The sequence below is a fragment of the Bacillus sp. SH5-2 genome (assembly GCF_008368905.1).
In the GTDB taxonomy this organism is placed as follows: domain Bacteria; phylum Bacillota; class Bacilli; order Bacillales; family Bacillaceae_G; genus Bacillus_A; species Bacillus_A luti.
Genome location: NZ_QOSD01000017.1, coordinates 119,540 through 135,695, shown reverse-complemented (window position 1 = coordinate 135,695; position 16,156 = coordinate 119,540). Strand labels below are relative to the sequence as shown.

The window sequence follows — 16,156 nt, the reverse complement described above, 5'->3', positions numbered from 1 at the left end:
TGGAAAGTTCGGATTATTTCTTGTTTTAAGTGGTCAGACGTTCAACGTTAATGAAGAGTTAAATGGAGGATTTTATTAATGAAGTTTGTTATGTTTCTTGTAGGATTACTTGTTGTATTCGTACTCGGTTTTCTTATAAGTTCTGATCGTAAGAAGATTAAGTATAAACCAATCGCGATTATGCTTGTTATTCAGCTAGCATTATCTTATTTCTTATTAAATACGCCAATTGGTTATATTTTAGTAAAAGGAATTTCAGATGGATTTGGAGCACTTCTTGGATATGCGGAATCTGGAATCGTTTTCGTATTTGGCGGCCTTGTTAATAAAGGAGAGGTTTCATTCTTCTTAACAGCGTTATTGCCAATCGTATTCTTTGCCGTTTTAATCGGAATTCTACAGCACTTTAAAATTTTACCGATATTCATTCGTGCTATTGGTACTTTGTTAAGTAAAGTAAATGGCCTAGGAAAACTAGAATCATATAACGCAGTAGCAGCTGCCATTGTTGGACAAGCAGAAGTATTTATTACAGTAAAAGATCAATTAAGTAAAATCCCAAAACATCGTTTATATACATTATGTGCATCTTCCATGTCGACAGTATCGATGTCAATCGTCGGTTCTTACATGAAAATGATCGAACCAAAATATGTAGTAACAGCACTTGTATTAAATTTATTTAGTGGTTTCATTATTATTCATATTATTAACCCGTACGATATTACAGAAGAAGAAGATACACTGAAATTAGAAAATAAGAAAAAACAATCATTCTTTGAGATGTTAAGTGAATATATTATGCTTGGTTTCACGATTGCAATTACAGTAGCAGCGATGTTACTTGGTTTCGTAGCATTAATTACAGCAATCAATAGCTTGTTTGATTCAGTTTTCGGTATTACATTCCAAGCTATTTTAGGATATATTTTCTCACCATTAGCATTCGTAATGGGTATCCCGCAAGCAGAGATGGTAACAGCGGGACAAATTATGGCAACAAAATTAGTATCAAACGAATTTGTTGCGATGCTTGATCTTGGAAAAGTAGCTGGTGATTTATCAGCTCGTACAGTAGGTATTCTTTCTGTATTCCTTGTATCATTTGCGAACTTCTCATCTATCGGAATTATCGCAGGTGCAACGAAAGGTATCGATGAAAACCAATCAAATGTTGTATCATCATTCGGTTTACGTCTTGTATACGGTGCGACATTAGTAAGTATTCTATCAGCGATTATCGTTGGTGTTATGTTATAAAGTGAAACTTTAATCAGTGGGGGGCTTTATCCCCCGCTGATTATTAGCCTTCACCAATCGGGGTAAAAAAAAAGGATGGTCCTAGCTCAAAGCTAGGGCTATTTTTATGGGAAATTTACATATAAAAACCAATTAATTAGGAATATATTAACATATGAAAATCTTTTAAAATTTATATTGCATTTCAGTTAGATAACGCTTACAATTTGATTTGTAGGTGGTATCAATTTCAGACTTTCAAGTATGGTAGGAGAGAAGAGGCTACCTTTTATAAATTGCAATTTATGTAAACGCTTACTGATTTTAGATAACAGTTGAATAGTATTTAGGGGTTTTAAATTTTTTTAACATCAATGGTCAGACGTCATTCGTTATACGTTATACGACCAATAACTCGTGGGAGAAGTGGAGGATTCACATATGAAGTTCGTAATGTTTCTAGTCGGTTTACTTGTAGTATTTGTACTAGGGTTCCTTATCAGTTCAGATCGTAAGAAAATTAAATATAAACCAATTGCACTTATGCTTGTTATTCAATTGGTACTTGCATACTTCTTACTAAATACAAAGGTCGGATTTGTATTAGTAAAAGGGATTGCAGATGGGTTTGGCGCTATTTTAAAATTTGCGGAAGCAGGGGTTAATTTCGTATTTGGTGGTCTAGCAAACGATGGACAAGCACCATTCTTCTTAACAGTATTATTACCAATTATTTTCTTAGCAGTATTAATCGGAATTCTGCAACACATTAAAGTTTTACCGATTATCATTCGTGCAGTCGGCTTCCTATTAAGTAAAGTTAACGGTTTAGGAAAACTAGAATCATATAATGCAGTAGCAGCTGCAATTGTTGGTCAAGGTGAAGTATTCATTACAGTAAAAGATCAATTAAGCAAATTACCGAAAAATCGTTTATACACACTTTGTGCATCTTCAATGTCTACAGTATCGATGTCAATCGTCGGTTCTTATATGAAAATGATTGATCCAAAATATGTAGTAACAGCACTTGTACTAAACTTATTCAGTGGATTCATTATCGTTCATATCATTAATCCATATGAAGTAAAAGAAGAAGACGATATTTTAGAATTACAAGAAGATAAGAAACAAACATTCTTTGAAATGTTAGGCGAATATATTATGCTTGGTTTCTCTATCGCTGTAACAGTAGCGGCGATGTTAATCGGTTTCGTAGCATTAATTACAGCAATTAACGGTGTATTCGATTCAATTTTCGGAATCACATTCCAAAGCATTTTAGGATATGTATTCTCACCATTAGCATTCGTAATGGGTATTCCAACATCAGAGATGCTAACAGCAGGACAAATTATGGCAACGAAATTAGTAACGAACGAATTCGTTGCAATGCTTGACCTTGGTAAAGTAGCTGGAGATTTATCAGCTCGTACAGTGGGTATTTTATCTATCTTCCTTGTATCATTTGCGAACTTCTCATCAATCGGAATTATCGCAGGTGCAACGAAGAGTATTGATGGCAAACAAGCAAACGTTGTATCATCATTCGGACTAAAACTTGTATACGGTGCAACGTTAGTAAGTATATTATCAGCGATTATCGTTGGGGTTATGCTTTAATAAATAATAAAGAAGTCGTTTATCTCTCACTTAGAGGATGAACGGCTTTTTTGTTTTTGGATGATAAATAATGCAGAGAGGGGAATAAGCATAGTAGAAGAAGGAGAGGGGACTTTTACTAATAGTGACTTTGTTGAAAAGGTTGCAGGGCTTTATAAGAAGAATGTGGCTAAGGTTATTGAGTTTAGAAAAGAACAAATTAAAAAATCACCTTAATACCATTCATTAAGGTGATTGAAATACTACTCAGCTGGAGGCGTAAATGTACGTTTCTCTAATTCAGCGTCTAGCATAAATAATGCGTTTGAATCGCTTGTAATACGTTTTAATTTTTGAATGATGCTATCGAATGAAGCTTCTTCTTCTACTTGCTCATCGACGAACCATTTTAAGAATGTAATTGTTGCGTGTTCACGCTCATCCCAAGCGATATCAGATAGGTTGTAAATGCGTTTCGTTACTTCACGCTCGTGCTCAAGTGCCACTTCAAAAGCGTTCAGTACAGATTCATATTCATTATTCGGATTATTAAATCCCGTAATAATAGCACGCTCGCCGCGGTCATTAATGTAGTTGTAAAGTTTCATTGCGTGGAAACGTTCTTCTTCAGCTTGTACAAGGAAAAAGTTAGCGAATCCATCATAGCTTTCCGCTGTACAGTAAGCAGCCATTGCCATATAAGCGTGGGCTGAGTAAAATTCAAAGTTCATTTGTTCATTTAATGCGTCGTGCAATTTTTTAGATAACATAAAATCCCCCTTATTATTGTGACAAGAATATTATACCATAATTGATAATATTCTCATTTGGATGTCTCGAACCTTTTCGAAAGCTTTGTGACGTGTGCGTCCATAATGTCTTGCAGGTCTAAATCATATTTTTGCGAAAGAATAATAAGGTTAGATAGTACATCACCAAGTTCTTCTTTTAGCTCTTGTTTTAGTTCTTCTTCCGTTTTCGCGTCTTCATCAGGACGATCGCGACCGATTTCAATAGCGCGAACGACGCGTGAAACTTCTCCAACTTCCTCGGTTAAGAAATTTAAGCGAATAAAGGCATTATACTGTGACCAGCTTCGTTTTTCGTAAAATTCCTCAACCCATCTTTGAAATGCAACGATATCCAATTCTTCCTCATCTCCTCAATATGTTGTACAATGTCAATTGTATCATAACAATATATAGTTTTGGGGTGTAGGGATGAGAAAGATTTGTGTGTTTGCAGGTTCCAATTTAGGGGAGAGACCAGAATTTAAAGAGCAGGCAATAGCGTTAGGGAAAATGTTTGTTGAGAACGATTATGAGCTTGTATACGGTGGTTCATGCGTCGGATTAATGGGAGAAGTAGCAAACGAAGTTCTTCGTTTAGGTGGACGTGTAACAGGTGTTATGCCGCGCGGTCTATTCCGAGGAGAGATTGTACATACAGGATTAACAGAACTAATTGAAGTAGAAACAATGCATGAGCGTAAAGCGAAAATGGCAGAACTTGCGGATGCTTTTATTGCATTACCAGGCGGATATGGAACATTTGAAGAGCTATTTGAAGTAGTATGTTGGTCACAAATTGGTATACATAATAAGCCAGTTGGTTTATTAAATATTAAAGACTTCTATGGACCAATCCTGCAAATGGTGGAACGTGCAGCGGAAGAGGGATTTATGAATCCATCAAATAAAGAGTTGATTGTTTCAGCTGAGACGGCAGATAAACTAATTCATGAAATACAAAATTATGAGCGCCCTGTTTTAGGAACGAAGTGGAAACAGCTATCATAATACAATCTTATAGGGATTTTTGGAAACACATGTCATTTTATCCTTTTCGGCAAGAAGACTCCATCTGATTTGTGTTACGGGTGAAACCTAACAATTCAGGTGGAGATGAATTGCCGTCAACAGGTAGACGAAACAATTTGGTTTCTTTTGTCTTACTATATAATCTGCCTTAGATAAGGAGGGAATATATCGTAGGAAAACGAAATTGAATAATGATAATCATAATCATTTGTTTGCTTGAACCAAAAGGAATTATGATGAAGACCATGTTCCCATTTTGTTCCGTCCTAAATATTGATTTGTCAAAAGTAATTAACAGTTACAAAATTATTTCTTTCCTAAGAAAAAACGATTTTAGGAAAGAAATAATTGTAATGAACTCTCTAAGAAAGGTGGTGAAAACAATGGCTAGAAAGAAAGCGGTGAAAGTATTACGTAAACAAAAGAAAAGAGAAAACATACAACGATTCACGCAGAAACAGAATATCGGACGAGCTTGTCTCACAGCTAAAGAATTTCGTTTATTGCAACACATGTCGCATAGTTCAAAAGCGTTACGAAATGTTGGATTGTACACGATTAAACAAAGTTACTTGAACAATAACAAAATAGCTACTGTAAAAGAAGTGGACACTGCCATGCAAGCTGATATGAACTACTGGGGTGTTCAATCAAACTCTGTTCAAGCGATTCGAAGAGCCTTATTTACAGAAGTGAAGAGCTTTTTTAAGGCGTTGGAACAGTGGAAGAAAAATCCTGAGAAGTTCACAGGTCGTCCGAAGTTTCCAAATTATTCTCGTTCAACTGACAAACGAATTATTGAAATCTATCAAGTGCCAAAAGTGGATGAGAACGGATATTGGATCATTCCGATGAATGTTGCATTCAGAAAAAAATTTGGTTCTATTCAAATACGTATGCCTAAAAACTTAAGAAATAAAAAAATCTCCTATATTGAGATTGTACCGAAGCAAAAAGGTCGGTTCTTTGAGGTGCATTACACATATGACATGCACGTTTCTCAAATGAAGAAACAATCCACGACTACTAGTAACGCTTTGAGTTGCGATTTAGGTGTAGATAGATTAGTAAGTTGCGCAACGAATACAGGTGATACGTTCTTAATTGATGGAAAAAAATTAAAATCCATTAACCAATACTTCAACAAAACGATACGTAATCTGCAACAGAAAAATATGGAGAATGGAATTTCTAAACGTGTTGTAACGAATCAAATGGCTGCACTTTGGCATAAACGAGAAAAACAAATCAATGGTTACATTTCACAAACGGTAGGCTTGTTGTTCAAAAAAGTGAAAGAATTCGATATAGATACGATTGTTGTAGGGTATAACACGGGTTGGAAACAAAAATCTGATATGGGGAAAAAGAGTAATCAAACATTTGTGCAAATCCCATTTCATAAACTGATTGCAGCAATTGAGAATAAATGTGTAAAAGAAGGCATCCGTTTTTTGAAACAAGAAGAAAGCTATACTTCAAAAGCTAGTTTTCTTGATAAAGATCCGGTGCCAGTTTGGTCTAAGGATGATAGGACGCAGTATCGCTTTAGTGGCAAACGAATCACGCGTGGTCTGTACCAAAGTAAAGCAGGAACATGTATTCATGCGGATATTAATGGTGCGCTGAATACATTGCAAAAATCAAGAGTTGTAGAATGGGATGACAATCTTAGAGTGAAAACGCCGCTTCTATTAGAAGTACAAAAACGTAAGGCTGTTGCTTCGCGCATAGCTTAGTGGGTGCGTCAACCATCCATGTGTACTCGACTTGTCGGGGCTTGTAGCACACGCCGGATTCATCTGAGTGGTGGTTTCTTCCAAAAGGAAGAACTGCTCTTTTTCGAAAGGGTGGTGCAAGTGGGAAAATAATTGTTCGTTGCCAGTACCAACCAAAAGCATACTTGGGGTGTTACCATAGGGTGGCATGAATGCTAGAGCGTCAAACTGTCTAGCGATAGACGAAAAGACCTAGCGTTCGAACTCAAGCCCCCACTGAAAGGCTTTATCTCAGTGGGGGTAGTTGACTATAGACGGCAATAAAAAGAAGGCATTCCATATTACTTTGGAATGCCTTTATCATTTTGATTACTTTGTTTTTTATATAGGTACCAGCCACCCCAGCCGCCACCAATTGCTACAACCACGAGGAAAGCATAGTCTTTAACCGCGACGTTTATATTGAAAATATTAGCTATAAGTAAGACAATCCCAACTGTTATTAACGCAAAAAATGCTCTAATTAAGTAGTCTTTCAACTGAACCACTCCCGCCATTTAAGTAGTAAATGATGAATATGGAAAAGCTTTTTGGATCTATTTTACTAAAGGGTGTTTCCTATATTTTAACATAAACGGCATTGTAATATATTGATAAGAGTAGAGGAGAGGGGGGCTATTATTGTCGTGATTTGTCGGTAAGTCGATATATTGGAAAAATCGCTGATATAATTAGAAAATCGCTGATATATTGATGCAATCGCCGATATAACTAGAAAATCGCTGATATAAATTTCATGTATCAGCATGGGACGATCGCTTCATAGAAAAAAGCGACTCTGAACGAGCCGCTTCTGCTTTTAAGTATTATCCAGCTCCAGCGGCTAGAACAGTCGGTTGTTTCACTCCTTCATTCGAGGCAAAAAGCGCCTCGTAATCAGGAGTTCCAACACCCTCCTGTTCTGAGCGAGCCGCTTCCGCTTTAAAATCTATTATTGATTCAAGAAAGCACGTAGCATCCAAGCGTGTTTTTCTAGTTCTGTGTAGATTCCTAGTAGTAGGTCAGATGTCATTTCGTCGTCAGAGTTTTGAGCGATTTCCATGCCTTTTTTCAGTTCGACTAGCATCATTTCATAGTCTTTCATGATTGATTCGACCATCCCTTCTGCAGTTTCTCCGTATGCTGCTTCTTGAATAGAAGATATTTCTAAGTATTCTTTCATTGTTGCTACTGGTTTGCCGCCAATTGCTAAAATGCGTTCTGCAATTTCATCGATGTGAGTAGCTGATTCTGTGTAAAGTTCTTCGAATTTTTCATGTAACGTGAAGAATTGAGGTCCTTTTACGTACCAATGGAAGTTGTGTAGTTTTGTGAATAAAACGCTCCAGTCTGCTACTTGTTTGTTTAATACTTCGATTACTTGTTTATTCATTATGATCAATCTCCTTTTGAGTTGTTATGTGATATCAATTACTAATTTATAATTATTATAATCTAGTAATCTGTATAAATCAACCCTTTTGCTGGAATTATTTTGAACAAATTATGAACTGTGGTAAATAAAAATCCCTATTACGTTGAAGTAATAGGGATTTTGTTTGAGATATGGCTCTTGTTTTGAACGAGCCGCTTCCGCTTTTAGTGATATCCAGCTCCGGTGACTAGAACAGTCGGTCATTTCGCGCCCTCCTGTGAGGCAAAAAGCGCCTCTTCGTCAGGAGCTCCAATGACCTCCAGTTCTGAGCAAGTCACCTCCGCTTTTAGTGATATCCAGCTCCAGCGGCTAGAATCTCCGGTCATTTCGCTCTCTCGCTCGAAGCAAAAAGCGCTTCAAGGTCGAGAGCTCCAATGTCCTGCGATTCTGAACGAGCCGCTTCCGCTTTTATTTGTTAAACAGCCTTTTGTTTTTCTTCTACATCCTGTCCATCCCAGCACTCTGTATTCTGTAAGCCAGGGATAGAACTTGCAACGAAAACAGGATCTTTTCCTTGTTTCTTTTGCTTAATATAGTCTACTAATGCTGCATAGGCGAACTTGCTTAGGAATGAGATGGCAATTAAGTTTGTGAATACCATTAGTCCCATGAATAAATCAGCTAAGCTCCAAACAGTTTGAAGGGCAGCGATGGATCCGAAGAATACCATTCCGACAACTGCAATGCGATAAATCATTAACCAAGTCTTGCTTTCTTTAATGAATGCGATATTTGTTTCACCATAATAGTAGTTTCCTAGTAAGGAACTGAAAGCGAATAGGAAAATAATAATAGCTAAGAAAGTACTTGCCCACGGTCCAATTTGTGAACTTAATGCTTGTTGTGTTAATTCAATTCCTTGTAAGTTTGATCCTTTGTAAAGTCCAGAACATAATACGATAAATGCTGTTGATGTACATACTAAGAATGTATCTACGAAAACACCTAATGCTTGAACAAGTCCTTGTTTTACAGGGTGAGATACATCTGATGTTGCTGCTGCATTAGGAGAGCTCCCCATACCTGCTTCTGTCGCGAATAAACCGCGCTGAATTCCGAACTTGATTGCTGCTCCAATACCACCAGCAACGGCTTGGTCTAAACCGAATGCGCTGTTAAATATTTCTGTAAAAATGCTTGGTAGCATAGTGAAGTTGTTAATCACGACAAAAATAGCCACACCAATATAAACGATTGCCATTGGAGGAACAATCATTTCCGTAATACGTGAAATGCTCTTGATACCACCAAAAATAATAACTGCAACTAATAAAGCTAATAGAGCTCCTACGATCGTTCGCTCTAGTCCAAAAGCATTTTCAAATGCTATTGTTACCGTGTTTGCTTGTACAGAATTGAAAATTAATCCGTACGCAACTGTAATAAGAAGTGAGAACCAAACACCCATCCAGCGTTTGTTTAATCCTTTTTCCATGTAATATGCTGGTCCACCACGGAATCTGCTTCCATCTTTTACTTTATATATTTGCGCGAGCGTACATTCTACGAAACTAGTAGCTGCTCCAAGGATGGCGATAAACCACATCCAAAATACTGCGCCAGGTCCACCCATTGAAATGGCTAATGCTACACCAGCTAAGTTTCCGATACCGATACGTGCTGCTGCACTTAAGCAAAATGCTTGAAACGGGGAGATGCTATCTTTCTTTTTTTCTTTTCGATTAAATCCTTTACTAATTAAACCGACCATCTCACCGAAATGAGTAATTTGGACAAATTTTAATTTAAAAGAGAAATAAAGACCGAAGCCGATTAGCATTGCAATAAGAATATATGACCATAAAATATTATTCGTTACCTCAAGGAATCTGCTAAAGATATCAACCATATAATACACTTCCTTTTTTCCGTAATAAGAAAATTATATGCAAAAAATATACGAGAATCAATTTTTCTAAAAAATTATGTTACTTAAATGTGTTTTGTGTTATGATTATGTTACATCGTAATATTTTTAGAATTATTTACATTTTAAAAAACTAAATTTAAAGCGAGAAAGAGGGGATAATTTGAAAGAAGAAACTTTATTGAAAGTAAGCCTTAAGAGTTTGAAAATGAGAAGTAATATATTTTTTATCATTACATCTGTAAGTATCTTTTTAGGAGCCACTTATTATTACAATAAAAGATTTCCAAATCACAGGTATCCTGAATGGTTAGAGTTTCTAAAGTTGATTGGATGAACAAAAGACAGAAAAACAGAAAATTCAAATAAAAATTGTTGTGGAGGAGCCAAATATGAATATTAGAGAAAGTGAACTTCCGGGTATTGGTTATAAATTTCAAATCGTTACGAAAGGTAACGAGAAGATGGTAATTGTTATTCATGATGATGGGCGTAGAGAAATGTATCATTTTGATTCAGACCATGAAGAAAGTATCTCAAGTATTTCATTACGTGACTCAGAGGCAAGACAAATTGCAGCAATATTAGGTGGAATGGTATATAAGCCTAGAGCATTAGAAAATGTTGAAATGGTTTTTGAAGGTTTAGCGATTGAGTGGTTTAAAGTGGAGAAGGCAGCTCCAGCAATTGGAAAAACAATCGGCGATCTTGAAATAAGAAAAACATATAGCGTAACGATTATTGCAGTTATGAAAAAGAATATGAAAAAGCTATTTAATCCAGGACCAGAAACAGCAATTGAGGAAGGCGATATGCTTGTAGTTTCAGGCGAGAGAGAAGAAATTAAAAAAATTATCAATGAGTTACTTTCGAATAGGGGGACTGACTAGATGGATACGTTAATTTTTGAAGTTGGTACAGCGTTAGTATTAGTTGCAATTGCGGCAGTAATTGCTGGAAAGTTTAAATTCTCAGTAATTCCGTTTTTAATTGTTCTTGGGATGTTAGTGGGGCCACACGCGCCGACAATAGGTGTGATCGATTTCAAGTTTATTGAAAGTGCAAGTGTCATTTCCTTCCTTGGACGGATTGGCGTTCTGTTTCTTCTGTTCTATCTAGGATTAGAATTTTCGATGAAAAAACTAATTAAATCTGGACGTTCTATTGCGATTGGCGGAACGATCTATATTTTAATTAACTTTTCACTCGGGTTATTATACGGATTTATAATGGGCTTCCCGTTACTTGAAATCTTGATTATTGCGGGTATTATTACGATTTCTTCTAGCGCTATTGTTGCTAAAGTATTAGTGGATTTAAGAAGAACTGGTAATAATGAAACCGAATTAATTTTAGGAATTATTATGTTTGAAGATATATTCCTTGCTGTGTATTTATCAGTAGTTTCGGGCCTAGTACTTGGGGATCATGCTTCCTTCTTAGGTGCCCTTACTTCAATTGGAATTGCTTTAGGATACATGCTTCTATTCTTTATTGTGGCTAGAAAAGCTACGCCATTATTAAATAAATTGCTCAATATTAGTTCGGATGAAATTTTCATTATTGTAGTATTTGCTTCATTATTCTTTATTGCAGGTTTCTCAGAAACAATTCACGTTGCCGAAGCAATCGGAGCACTTCTTTTAGGTTTAGTTTTCTCTGAGACAGAGCATAGTGATCGAATTGAGCATCTTGTTGTTCCATTTAGAGACTTTTTCGGAGCTATTTTCTTCTTCAGTTTCGGATTAAGTATTGATCCGTTCTCATTGGGCGGAGCGATATGGTTAACGTTAGGTGCTGTCCTTCTTACAATCATCGGAAACTTTGTAGCAGGAATGATTGCAGGGAGACAAGCTGGATTATCTCATAAAGCATCAACAAATATTGGATTAACAATCGTTTCAAGAGGAGAGTTCTCTATTATTATGGCCAATATTGGAATAGCGGGTGGTTTAATGTCAGTACTAAAACCATTCTCAGCACTATACGTGCTTATACTATCCATCTTAGGTCCACTTTTGACGAAAGAGTCAAAGAATGTATATAAATTTTTAAATAAAATCTTTAAGTGGGATACGAAGACTAATTAAATTAAAAAAATAAAAGTACAAGATATTTCCTGCTTGTACTTTTATTTTTGCAATGAAAACAGTAAAGAGAGGTACATGATGTTAGGAGAGTTGATTCATTCCGTTTTAGTTTTTCTAGAAGGACTTGGTTATTGGGGAATTATGCTTGGATTAATGCTAGAGGTTATTCCAAGTGAAATCGTATTATCTTATGCAGGTTATTTAGTATCAACGGGAAGCATTACATTTTGGGGCGCTGTCGCGTTTGGTACAATTGGTGGTGTAATCGCACAACTATTTATTTATTGGATCGGTCGATACGGAGGGAGACCTGTTCTTGAGCGATATGGAAAATATATATTAATTCAGAAGAAACATATTGATTATGCGGAATCCTGGTTTAACCGTTACGGAACTGGCGTTATCTTTACTGCACGTTTTATTCCAGTTGTGCGTCATGCCATTTCCATACCAGCGGGTATTGCGAAAATGTCACATGCAAAGTTTATTACGTTAACTACACTAGCTGTCATTCCGTGGTCAATTGTGTTTGTATATTTAGGATTTAAATTAGGGTCAGAGTGGGAAAGTATTAATAAGGTAGCTGGTCCTTATGTTAAATATTTTGCACTTGCTGCTATTGTTTGCGCAATCGGTTATTTTGTACTTAAAAAAATGATGAAAAAAAAGTAATTATGGAAAAGAACCTATACTGATATAGGTTCTTTTTATTGTCCTTTTTCAAAGGATGAAAGGGTATGTTTAATATTCACCATATTGTGGCATATATATAGAAAAAGAAGGCTTGGAAAGGGGAATAAAGGGAAATGGAACTCCAGTTTCAAAATGTATATCAACAGGTGGAGAATTGGTATGTGTTGGATTCGGAGCTTCCTTGGGATGTCAAAAAGCTAAGAGAGGATTTGTTTTCTCTTATTGAAACATGTAAAACGCCAGTTATTTTTTGTGATACGTGTGATGCAAACGATGTACTTCTATCATTAGGGGAAGAGGAAGAGGAGTTCCTATTCCCAGTAGGTGGTTTTTATCATAAAGAAAAACAATTAATTTTCGTTTGTATGTGGGAAGGGTATGAGCAAGTGCTTAAGACACTACTGCACGAATTTCGCCATGTGATGCAGCATAAGAGAGAGGTATTGTATGTGGGAAGTGAATCGTACGAAGAGAGATGGATTGAGAAAGATGCGAGGGCATTCGCGGAGAGGAAATTAGATGAGTATAAAAATAGAAAAGTGATGTAAAGCATAGTGGAGAATTAGTGCTGTGCTTTCTTTGTTGCTTACTAAAAATAAGTGTTTGACTTTTATAAAGTTTAGTTCTAAACTAATATTACGAAACGAGCGAGGTGATGGAATGAAAACAGAAGATAGACTAGGGCTACTATTATGGTTTCGTTTATCACGCTTTTATAATAAAAGCATTCGTGAGACGAATCAGCACTTGAAAGAATGGAATGTATCTGCCGCTCAGTTTGATGTACTAGCTCAAGTTGGAGGACATGATCGTTTAACGCAGCAAGAGCTTGGAAATAAGCTGTTTGTTACGAAAGGAAATGTCACGCAACTTTTAAATAAGATGGAGCAGCTCGAGTGGATTCATCGTGAACAAGAAGGTACTACGAAATATATTTCGCTAACAGAAAAGGGACGAGCTTTATATGGGGAAATCGTACCTCCTCAAGAAACGTTCCAAGCGAGGCAATTTCAAAATTTGAATATAGAAGAACAACATCAATTACTACAATTACTAAAAAAATTACAGTGATAAAAATTTTGAAATAAATCTCGATTTCGAGATAATACGGGGTGAAGGATATGTTTAGAAAAGTTGATCATAAAAATATGGGAAGAGCAAATCACGGTTGGTTAAATACACATTTTCATTTTTCCTTTGCTAATTACTATAATCCGGATAACATGAATTTTGGAGCGTTACGTGTAATTAATGATGATTTAGTAGCACCGCAAACTGGTTTTGATATGCATCCGCACCGCGATATGGAGATTATTTCTTATGTTGTAGATGGTGCTTTAACACATGAAGATAGCATGGGGAACCGCGGAACAATTGAGCGTGGACATGTTCAATATATGAGTGCTGGTACAGGTGTATTTCATAGTGAGTATAATTTAGGAAATGAAACACTACGTTTATTACAAATTTGGATTTTACCAGATCGTGCGGATCATAAACCAAATTATGGTGAGTTTAAATTTGATTGGAGCAAGCGTGAAAACGAATGGTTTCATATGGTATCGCCAATAGAAGGCGGGGCACCAATTCAAATTCACCAAGATGCGAATTTATATTCTTTATCGTTAGATACTGGAAAAGAAATTCATTTTCCTGTGAAAGAAGGCCGTCAATTGTATCTTGTACAAATTGAAGGAAGTAGTGTTATAAATGGTGAGATACTTGTTATGCGTGATGCGGCAGAAGCAGTAGAAGAAGATATTCATATTCAAGCGAAAGAACAATCGCACTACTTAGCAATTGAATTGAAAAAGTAATAAAACGTTTATAGAAAAGAGGACATCCGATAGATGTCCTCTTTTTTTGAGTGGAATTGTCAGAAAAAACTTTCTCAATTTTTGGAAAGAGGTATCAACTTGAAAAACAAGAATTGTATAAAAGTGTCAAAAATCTTTATGGGAATGGGGAATGTTATAGTGAAAAAGCAAGTCATTTCATCAGCATTAGCGTTAACTGTTATCGCCGGGGGATTTGGAACATTTGGAGCAACGACAACGAAAGCGGAAGAACAAAAAATTCAATATCATCAAGAGTTTAAAACACCTGCATACATAGGTGAAGAATGGAAAGCACCGGAAGGACTAGATAAAAAAGAGACGGTCTTTCAATATTTAGAGAGTAAGAAAGATATGTTTAAATTAGCAGGAAACATTGATAAACACTTCAATGTTGTTGGGGAAGAAAAAGATGCTGAATCTGGCACAACACACGTGAAGTTAGTTGAAAAACATAATAATATTCCTGTGTATGGTTCAGATCAAACTGTTACGCTAGATAAAGAGAATAATGTAAAAGCATTCTTCGGACAAGTTATTCCGAATTTAGAGGATAAAAATATTCCTGCGTTTGCAAAGATTAGTGCAGAACAAGCAGAAACAATTGCAAAGGCAGATATTGAAAAAGAAGTTGGTAAAGTAAAGAATTATGACGGTGTGAAAAAAGATTTATTTGTGTATGAAAAAGATGGAAATTACTATCTTGCATATTTAGTGAAAGCGTCGATTTCAAAGCCAGCTCCAGGATATTGGCATTATTTTGTTGATGCGACAAATGGAAATGTGATTGAGAAATATAATGCTGTAGATAAAATTACAGGATTTGGTTACGGTGTATTAGGAAATAGACAATCATTTGAAATTGCTCAAAATGAGAAAACAGGTGCATTCCATTTATTCGATGGGAAACGTGGACAAGGTGTTCATACATTTGATGCAGAGAATATGGATGAAAACTGGTTTAATATATTCTCACAATGGTTCGGATATACAGGTGTCGAAGTAGAAAGTAAAAATAAGTTCTTTGATGACAAAGCAGCGGTTGATGCACATGTAAATGCAGGGAAAGTATACGATTATTATAAAAAGACGTTTAATCGTAACTCTTTCGATGATAAAGGTGCGAAACTTATTTCCTCTGTTCACGTAGGTGAAAACTGGAATAACGCAGCTTGGAACGGTATTCAGATGATGTATGGTGATGGAGATGGTACAACATTTATTCCATTATCTGCTGGCCTAGATGTTATTGGTCACGAATTAACGCATGCTGTAACTGAGCATACAGCAAATCTTGTTTATAAAAATGAGTCAGGTGCGTTAAATGAATCGTTATCTGATATTATGGGTGTCATGGTTGAGAAGAAGAGCTGGGATTTAGGTGCTGACATTTATACACCTGGAAAACCTGGTGATGCACTTCGTTCTCTGAAAGATCCAGCATCTATTCCAAATCCGTTAAAACCAGGTGAAGGTTACCCAGATCACTACAATAAGCGCTACACTGGAACAGCTGATAATGGCGGCGTTCATATTAACAGTAGTATTAACAATAAAGCTGCATATTTAGTATCTGATGGTGGAGAGCATTACGGCGTGAAAGTAACTGGAGTAGGCCGTGAAGCGACAGAAAAAATTTATTACCGTGCGCTTACAAAATATTTAACTGCAAACTCTGACTTTAAGATGATGCGTCAAGCGGCACTTCAGTCAGCTGAAGATTTATATGGTAAAAACTCTAAAGCTGTACAAGCTGTAACGAAAGCTTATGATGCAGTAGGCGTAAAATAATAAGAGAAAAAGACCTGACTAGGTTGT

At 36.2% G+C, this 16,156-nt stretch carries 17 protein-coding genes; 12 read left to right on the top strand and 5 right to left on the bottom strand.

Annotated elements, in window-relative coordinates:
* Positions 1 to 78: 78 nt before the first annotated feature.
* From DN410_RS13175 to DN410_RS28185, 3 genes are all read left to right on the top strand, one after another.
* Positions 79 to 1,260 carry a NupC/NupG family nucleoside CNT transporter gene (locus DN410_RS13175; protein WP_149176844.1) on the top strand — a complete coding sequence of 394 codons (1,182 nt, stop codon included), beginning with the start codon at positions 79 to 81 and terminating at the stop codon, positions 1,258 to 1,260.
* Positions 1,261 to 1,680: 420 nt separating this feature from the next.
* Complete coding sequence (locus DN410_RS13170; protein WP_149176843.1) at positions 1,681 to 2,862, top strand: NupC/NupG family nucleoside CNT transporter; 1,182 nt, start codon at positions 1,681 to 1,683, stop codon at positions 2,860 to 2,862.
* A gap of 3 nt (positions 2,863 to 2,865) precedes the next feature.
* Entirely contained in the window at positions 2,866 to 3,078 is a 213-nt protein-coding gene (locus tag DN410_RS28185) for a hypothetical protein (RefSeq protein ID WP_370456811.1), read from the top strand.
* 26 nt (positions 3,079 to 3,104) lie between these two features.
* Here DN410_RS28185 and DN410_RS13165 read toward each other — a convergent pair whose 3' ends face one another.
* Both DN410_RS13165 and DN410_RS13160 read right to left on the bottom strand, forming a co-directional pair.
* Positions 3,105 to 3,611, bottom strand: a complete 507-nt coding sequence (locus DN410_RS13165) for a ferritin (RefSeq protein ID WP_120459770.1) — start codon at positions 3,609 to 3,611, stop codon at positions 3,105 to 3,107.
* 53 nt (positions 3,612 to 3,664) lie between these two features.
* Entirely contained in the window at positions 3,665 to 3,988 is a 324-nt protein-coding gene (locus DN410_RS13160; protein WP_000355748.1) for a MazG nucleotide pyrophosphohydrolase domain-containing protein, read from the bottom strand.
* Positions 3,989 to 4,061: 73 nt separating this feature from the next.
* Here DN410_RS13160 and DN410_RS13155 point away from each other — a divergent pair, with 73 nt between their 5' ends.
* Both DN410_RS13155 and DN410_RS13150 read left to right on the top strand, forming a co-directional pair.
* The gene (locus tag DN410_RS13155; protein WP_048528219.1) at positions 4,062 to 4,640 is read left to right on the top strand and encodes an LOG family protein; all 579 of its coding nucleotides are present in this window, start codon (positions 4,062 to 4,064) and stop codon (positions 4,638 to 4,640) included.
* A 404-nt stretch (positions 4,641 to 5,044) separates the two neighbouring features.
* Positions 5,045 to 6,400, top strand: coding sequence for an RNA-guided endonuclease TnpB family protein (locus DN410_RS13150; RefSeq protein WP_149176842.1), 1,356 nt, complete (start codon positions 5,045 to 5,047; stop codon positions 6,398 to 6,400).
* Positions 6,401 to 6,720: 320 nt separating this feature from the next.
* On the opposite strand, the gene DN410_RS13140 is transcribed toward DN410_RS13150, so the two are convergent.
* From DN410_RS13140 to DN410_RS13130, 3 genes are all read right to left on the bottom strand, one after another.
* Positions 6,721 to 6,918, bottom strand: a complete 198-nt coding sequence (locus tag DN410_RS13140; RefSeq protein WP_088232073.1) for a hypothetical protein — start codon at positions 6,916 to 6,918, stop codon at positions 6,721 to 6,723.
* A 452-nt stretch (positions 6,919 to 7,370) separates the two neighbouring features.
* Positions 7,371 to 7,811 carry a Dps family protein gene (locus DN410_RS13135; protein ID WP_149176841.1) on the bottom strand — a complete coding sequence of 147 codons (441 nt, stop codon included), beginning with the start codon at positions 7,809 to 7,811 and terminating at the stop codon, positions 7,371 to 7,373.
* A 457-nt stretch (positions 7,812 to 8,268) separates the two neighbouring features.
* Positions 8,269 to 9,702 (bottom strand): alanine/glycine:cation symporter family protein, encoded by a 1,434-nt coding sequence (locus tag DN410_RS13130; protein WP_149176840.1) that lies wholly within the window; start codon positions 9,700 to 9,702, stop codon positions 8,269 to 8,271.
* Between the two features lie 410 nt (positions 9,703 to 10,112).
* On the opposite strand from DN410_RS13130, the gene DN410_RS13125 reads away from it, so the two are divergent.
* The 7 genes from DN410_RS13125 (at position 10,113) to nprB (ending at position 16,129) form a co-directional block, all read left to right on the top strand.
* Positions 10,113 to 10,610, top strand: coding sequence for a cation:proton antiporter regulatory subunit (locus DN410_RS13125; protein ID WP_149176839.1), 498 nt, complete (start codon positions 10,113 to 10,115; stop codon positions 10,608 to 10,610).
* Complete coding sequence (locus DN410_RS13120) at positions 10,611 to 11,810, top strand: cation:proton antiporter (protein WP_000380218.1); 1,200 nt, start codon at positions 10,611 to 10,613, stop codon at positions 11,808 to 11,810. It begins immediately after the preceding gene.
* A 78-nt stretch (positions 11,811 to 11,888) separates the two neighbouring features.
* Positions 11,889 to 12,482: an undecaprenyl phosphate transporter UptA gene (uptA, locus tag DN410_RS13115; protein WP_149176838.1), complete on the top strand. Its 594-nt coding sequence runs from the start codon at positions 11,889 to 11,891 to the stop codon at positions 12,480 to 12,482.
* A 134-nt stretch (positions 12,483 to 12,616) separates the two neighbouring features.
* Positions 12,617 to 13,051, top strand: coding sequence for a DUF3920 family protein (locus DN410_RS13110; RefSeq protein WP_149176837.1), 435 nt, complete (start codon positions 12,617 to 12,619; stop codon positions 13,049 to 13,051).
* Positions 13,052 to 13,163: 112 nt separating this feature from the next.
* Entirely contained in the window at positions 13,164 to 13,574 is a 411-nt protein-coding gene (locus tag DN410_RS13105) for a MarR family winged helix-turn-helix transcriptional regulator (protein WP_149176836.1), read from the top strand.
* Positions 13,575 to 13,624: 50 nt separating this feature from the next.
* Positions 13,625 to 14,320, top strand: a complete 696-nt coding sequence (locus DN410_RS13100; protein ID WP_149176835.1) for a pirin family protein — start codon at positions 13,625 to 13,627, stop codon at positions 14,318 to 14,320.
* 159 nt (positions 14,321 to 14,479) lie between these two features.
* Entirely contained in the window at positions 14,480 to 16,129 is a 1,650-nt protein-coding gene (nprB, locus tag DN410_RS13095) for a neutral protease NprB (protein ID WP_149176924.1), read from the top strand.
* Positions 16,130 to 16,156: the final 27 nt, after the last annotated feature.

Bases quoted from the DNA above. Each gene is read 5' to 3' on its own strand.
- DN410_RS13125 (WP_149176839.1), top strand. From the start codon at position 10,113: ATGAATATTAGAGAAAGTGAACTTCCGGGTATTGGTTATAAATTTCAA.
- DN410_RS13105 (WP_149176836.1), top strand. From the start codon at position 13,164: ATGAAAACAGAAGATAGACTAGGGCTACTATTATGGTTTCGTTTATCA.
- DN410_RS13170 (WP_149176843.1), top strand. From the start codon at position 1,681: ATGAAGTTCGTAATGTTTCTAGTCGGTTTACTTGTAGTATTTGTACTA.
- DN410_RS13155 (WP_048528219.1), top strand. From the start codon at position 4,062: ATGAGAAAGATTTGTGTGTTTGCAGGTTCCAATTTAGGGGAGAGACCA.
- DN410_RS13175 (WP_149176844.1), top strand. From the start codon at position 79: ATGAAGTTTGTTATGTTTCTTGTAGGATTACTTGTTGTATTCGTACTC.
- DN410_RS13135 (WP_149176841.1), bottom strand. From the start codon at position 7,811: ATGAATAAACAAGTAATCGAAGTATTAAACAAACAAGTAGCAGACTGG.
- DN410_RS13150 (WP_149176842.1), top strand. From the start codon at position 5,045: ATGGCTAGAAAGAAAGCGGTGAAAGTATTACGTAAACAAAAGAAAAGA.
- DN410_RS13120 (WP_000380218.1), top strand. From the start codon at position 10,611: ATGGATACGTTAATTTTTGAAGTTGGTACAGCGTTAGTATTAGTTGCA.
- DN410_RS13130 (WP_149176840.1), bottom strand. From the start codon at position 9,702: ATGGTTGATATCTTTAGCAGATTCCTTGAGGTAACGAATAATATTTTA.
- uptA (WP_149176838.1), top strand. From the start codon at position 11,889: ATGTTAGGAGAGTTGATTCATTCCGTTTTAGTTTTTCTAGAAGGACTT.
- DN410_RS13100 (WP_149176835.1), top strand. From the start codon at position 13,625: ATGTTTAGAAAAGTTGATCATAAAAATATGGGAAGAGCAAATCACGGT.
- DN410_RS13110 (WP_149176837.1), top strand. From the start codon at position 12,617: ATGGAACTCCAGTTTCAAAATGTATATCAACAGGTGGAGAATTGGTAT.
- DN410_RS13165 (WP_120459770.1), bottom strand. From the start codon at position 3,611: ATGTTATCTAAAAAATTGCACGACGCATTAAATGAACAAATGAACTTT.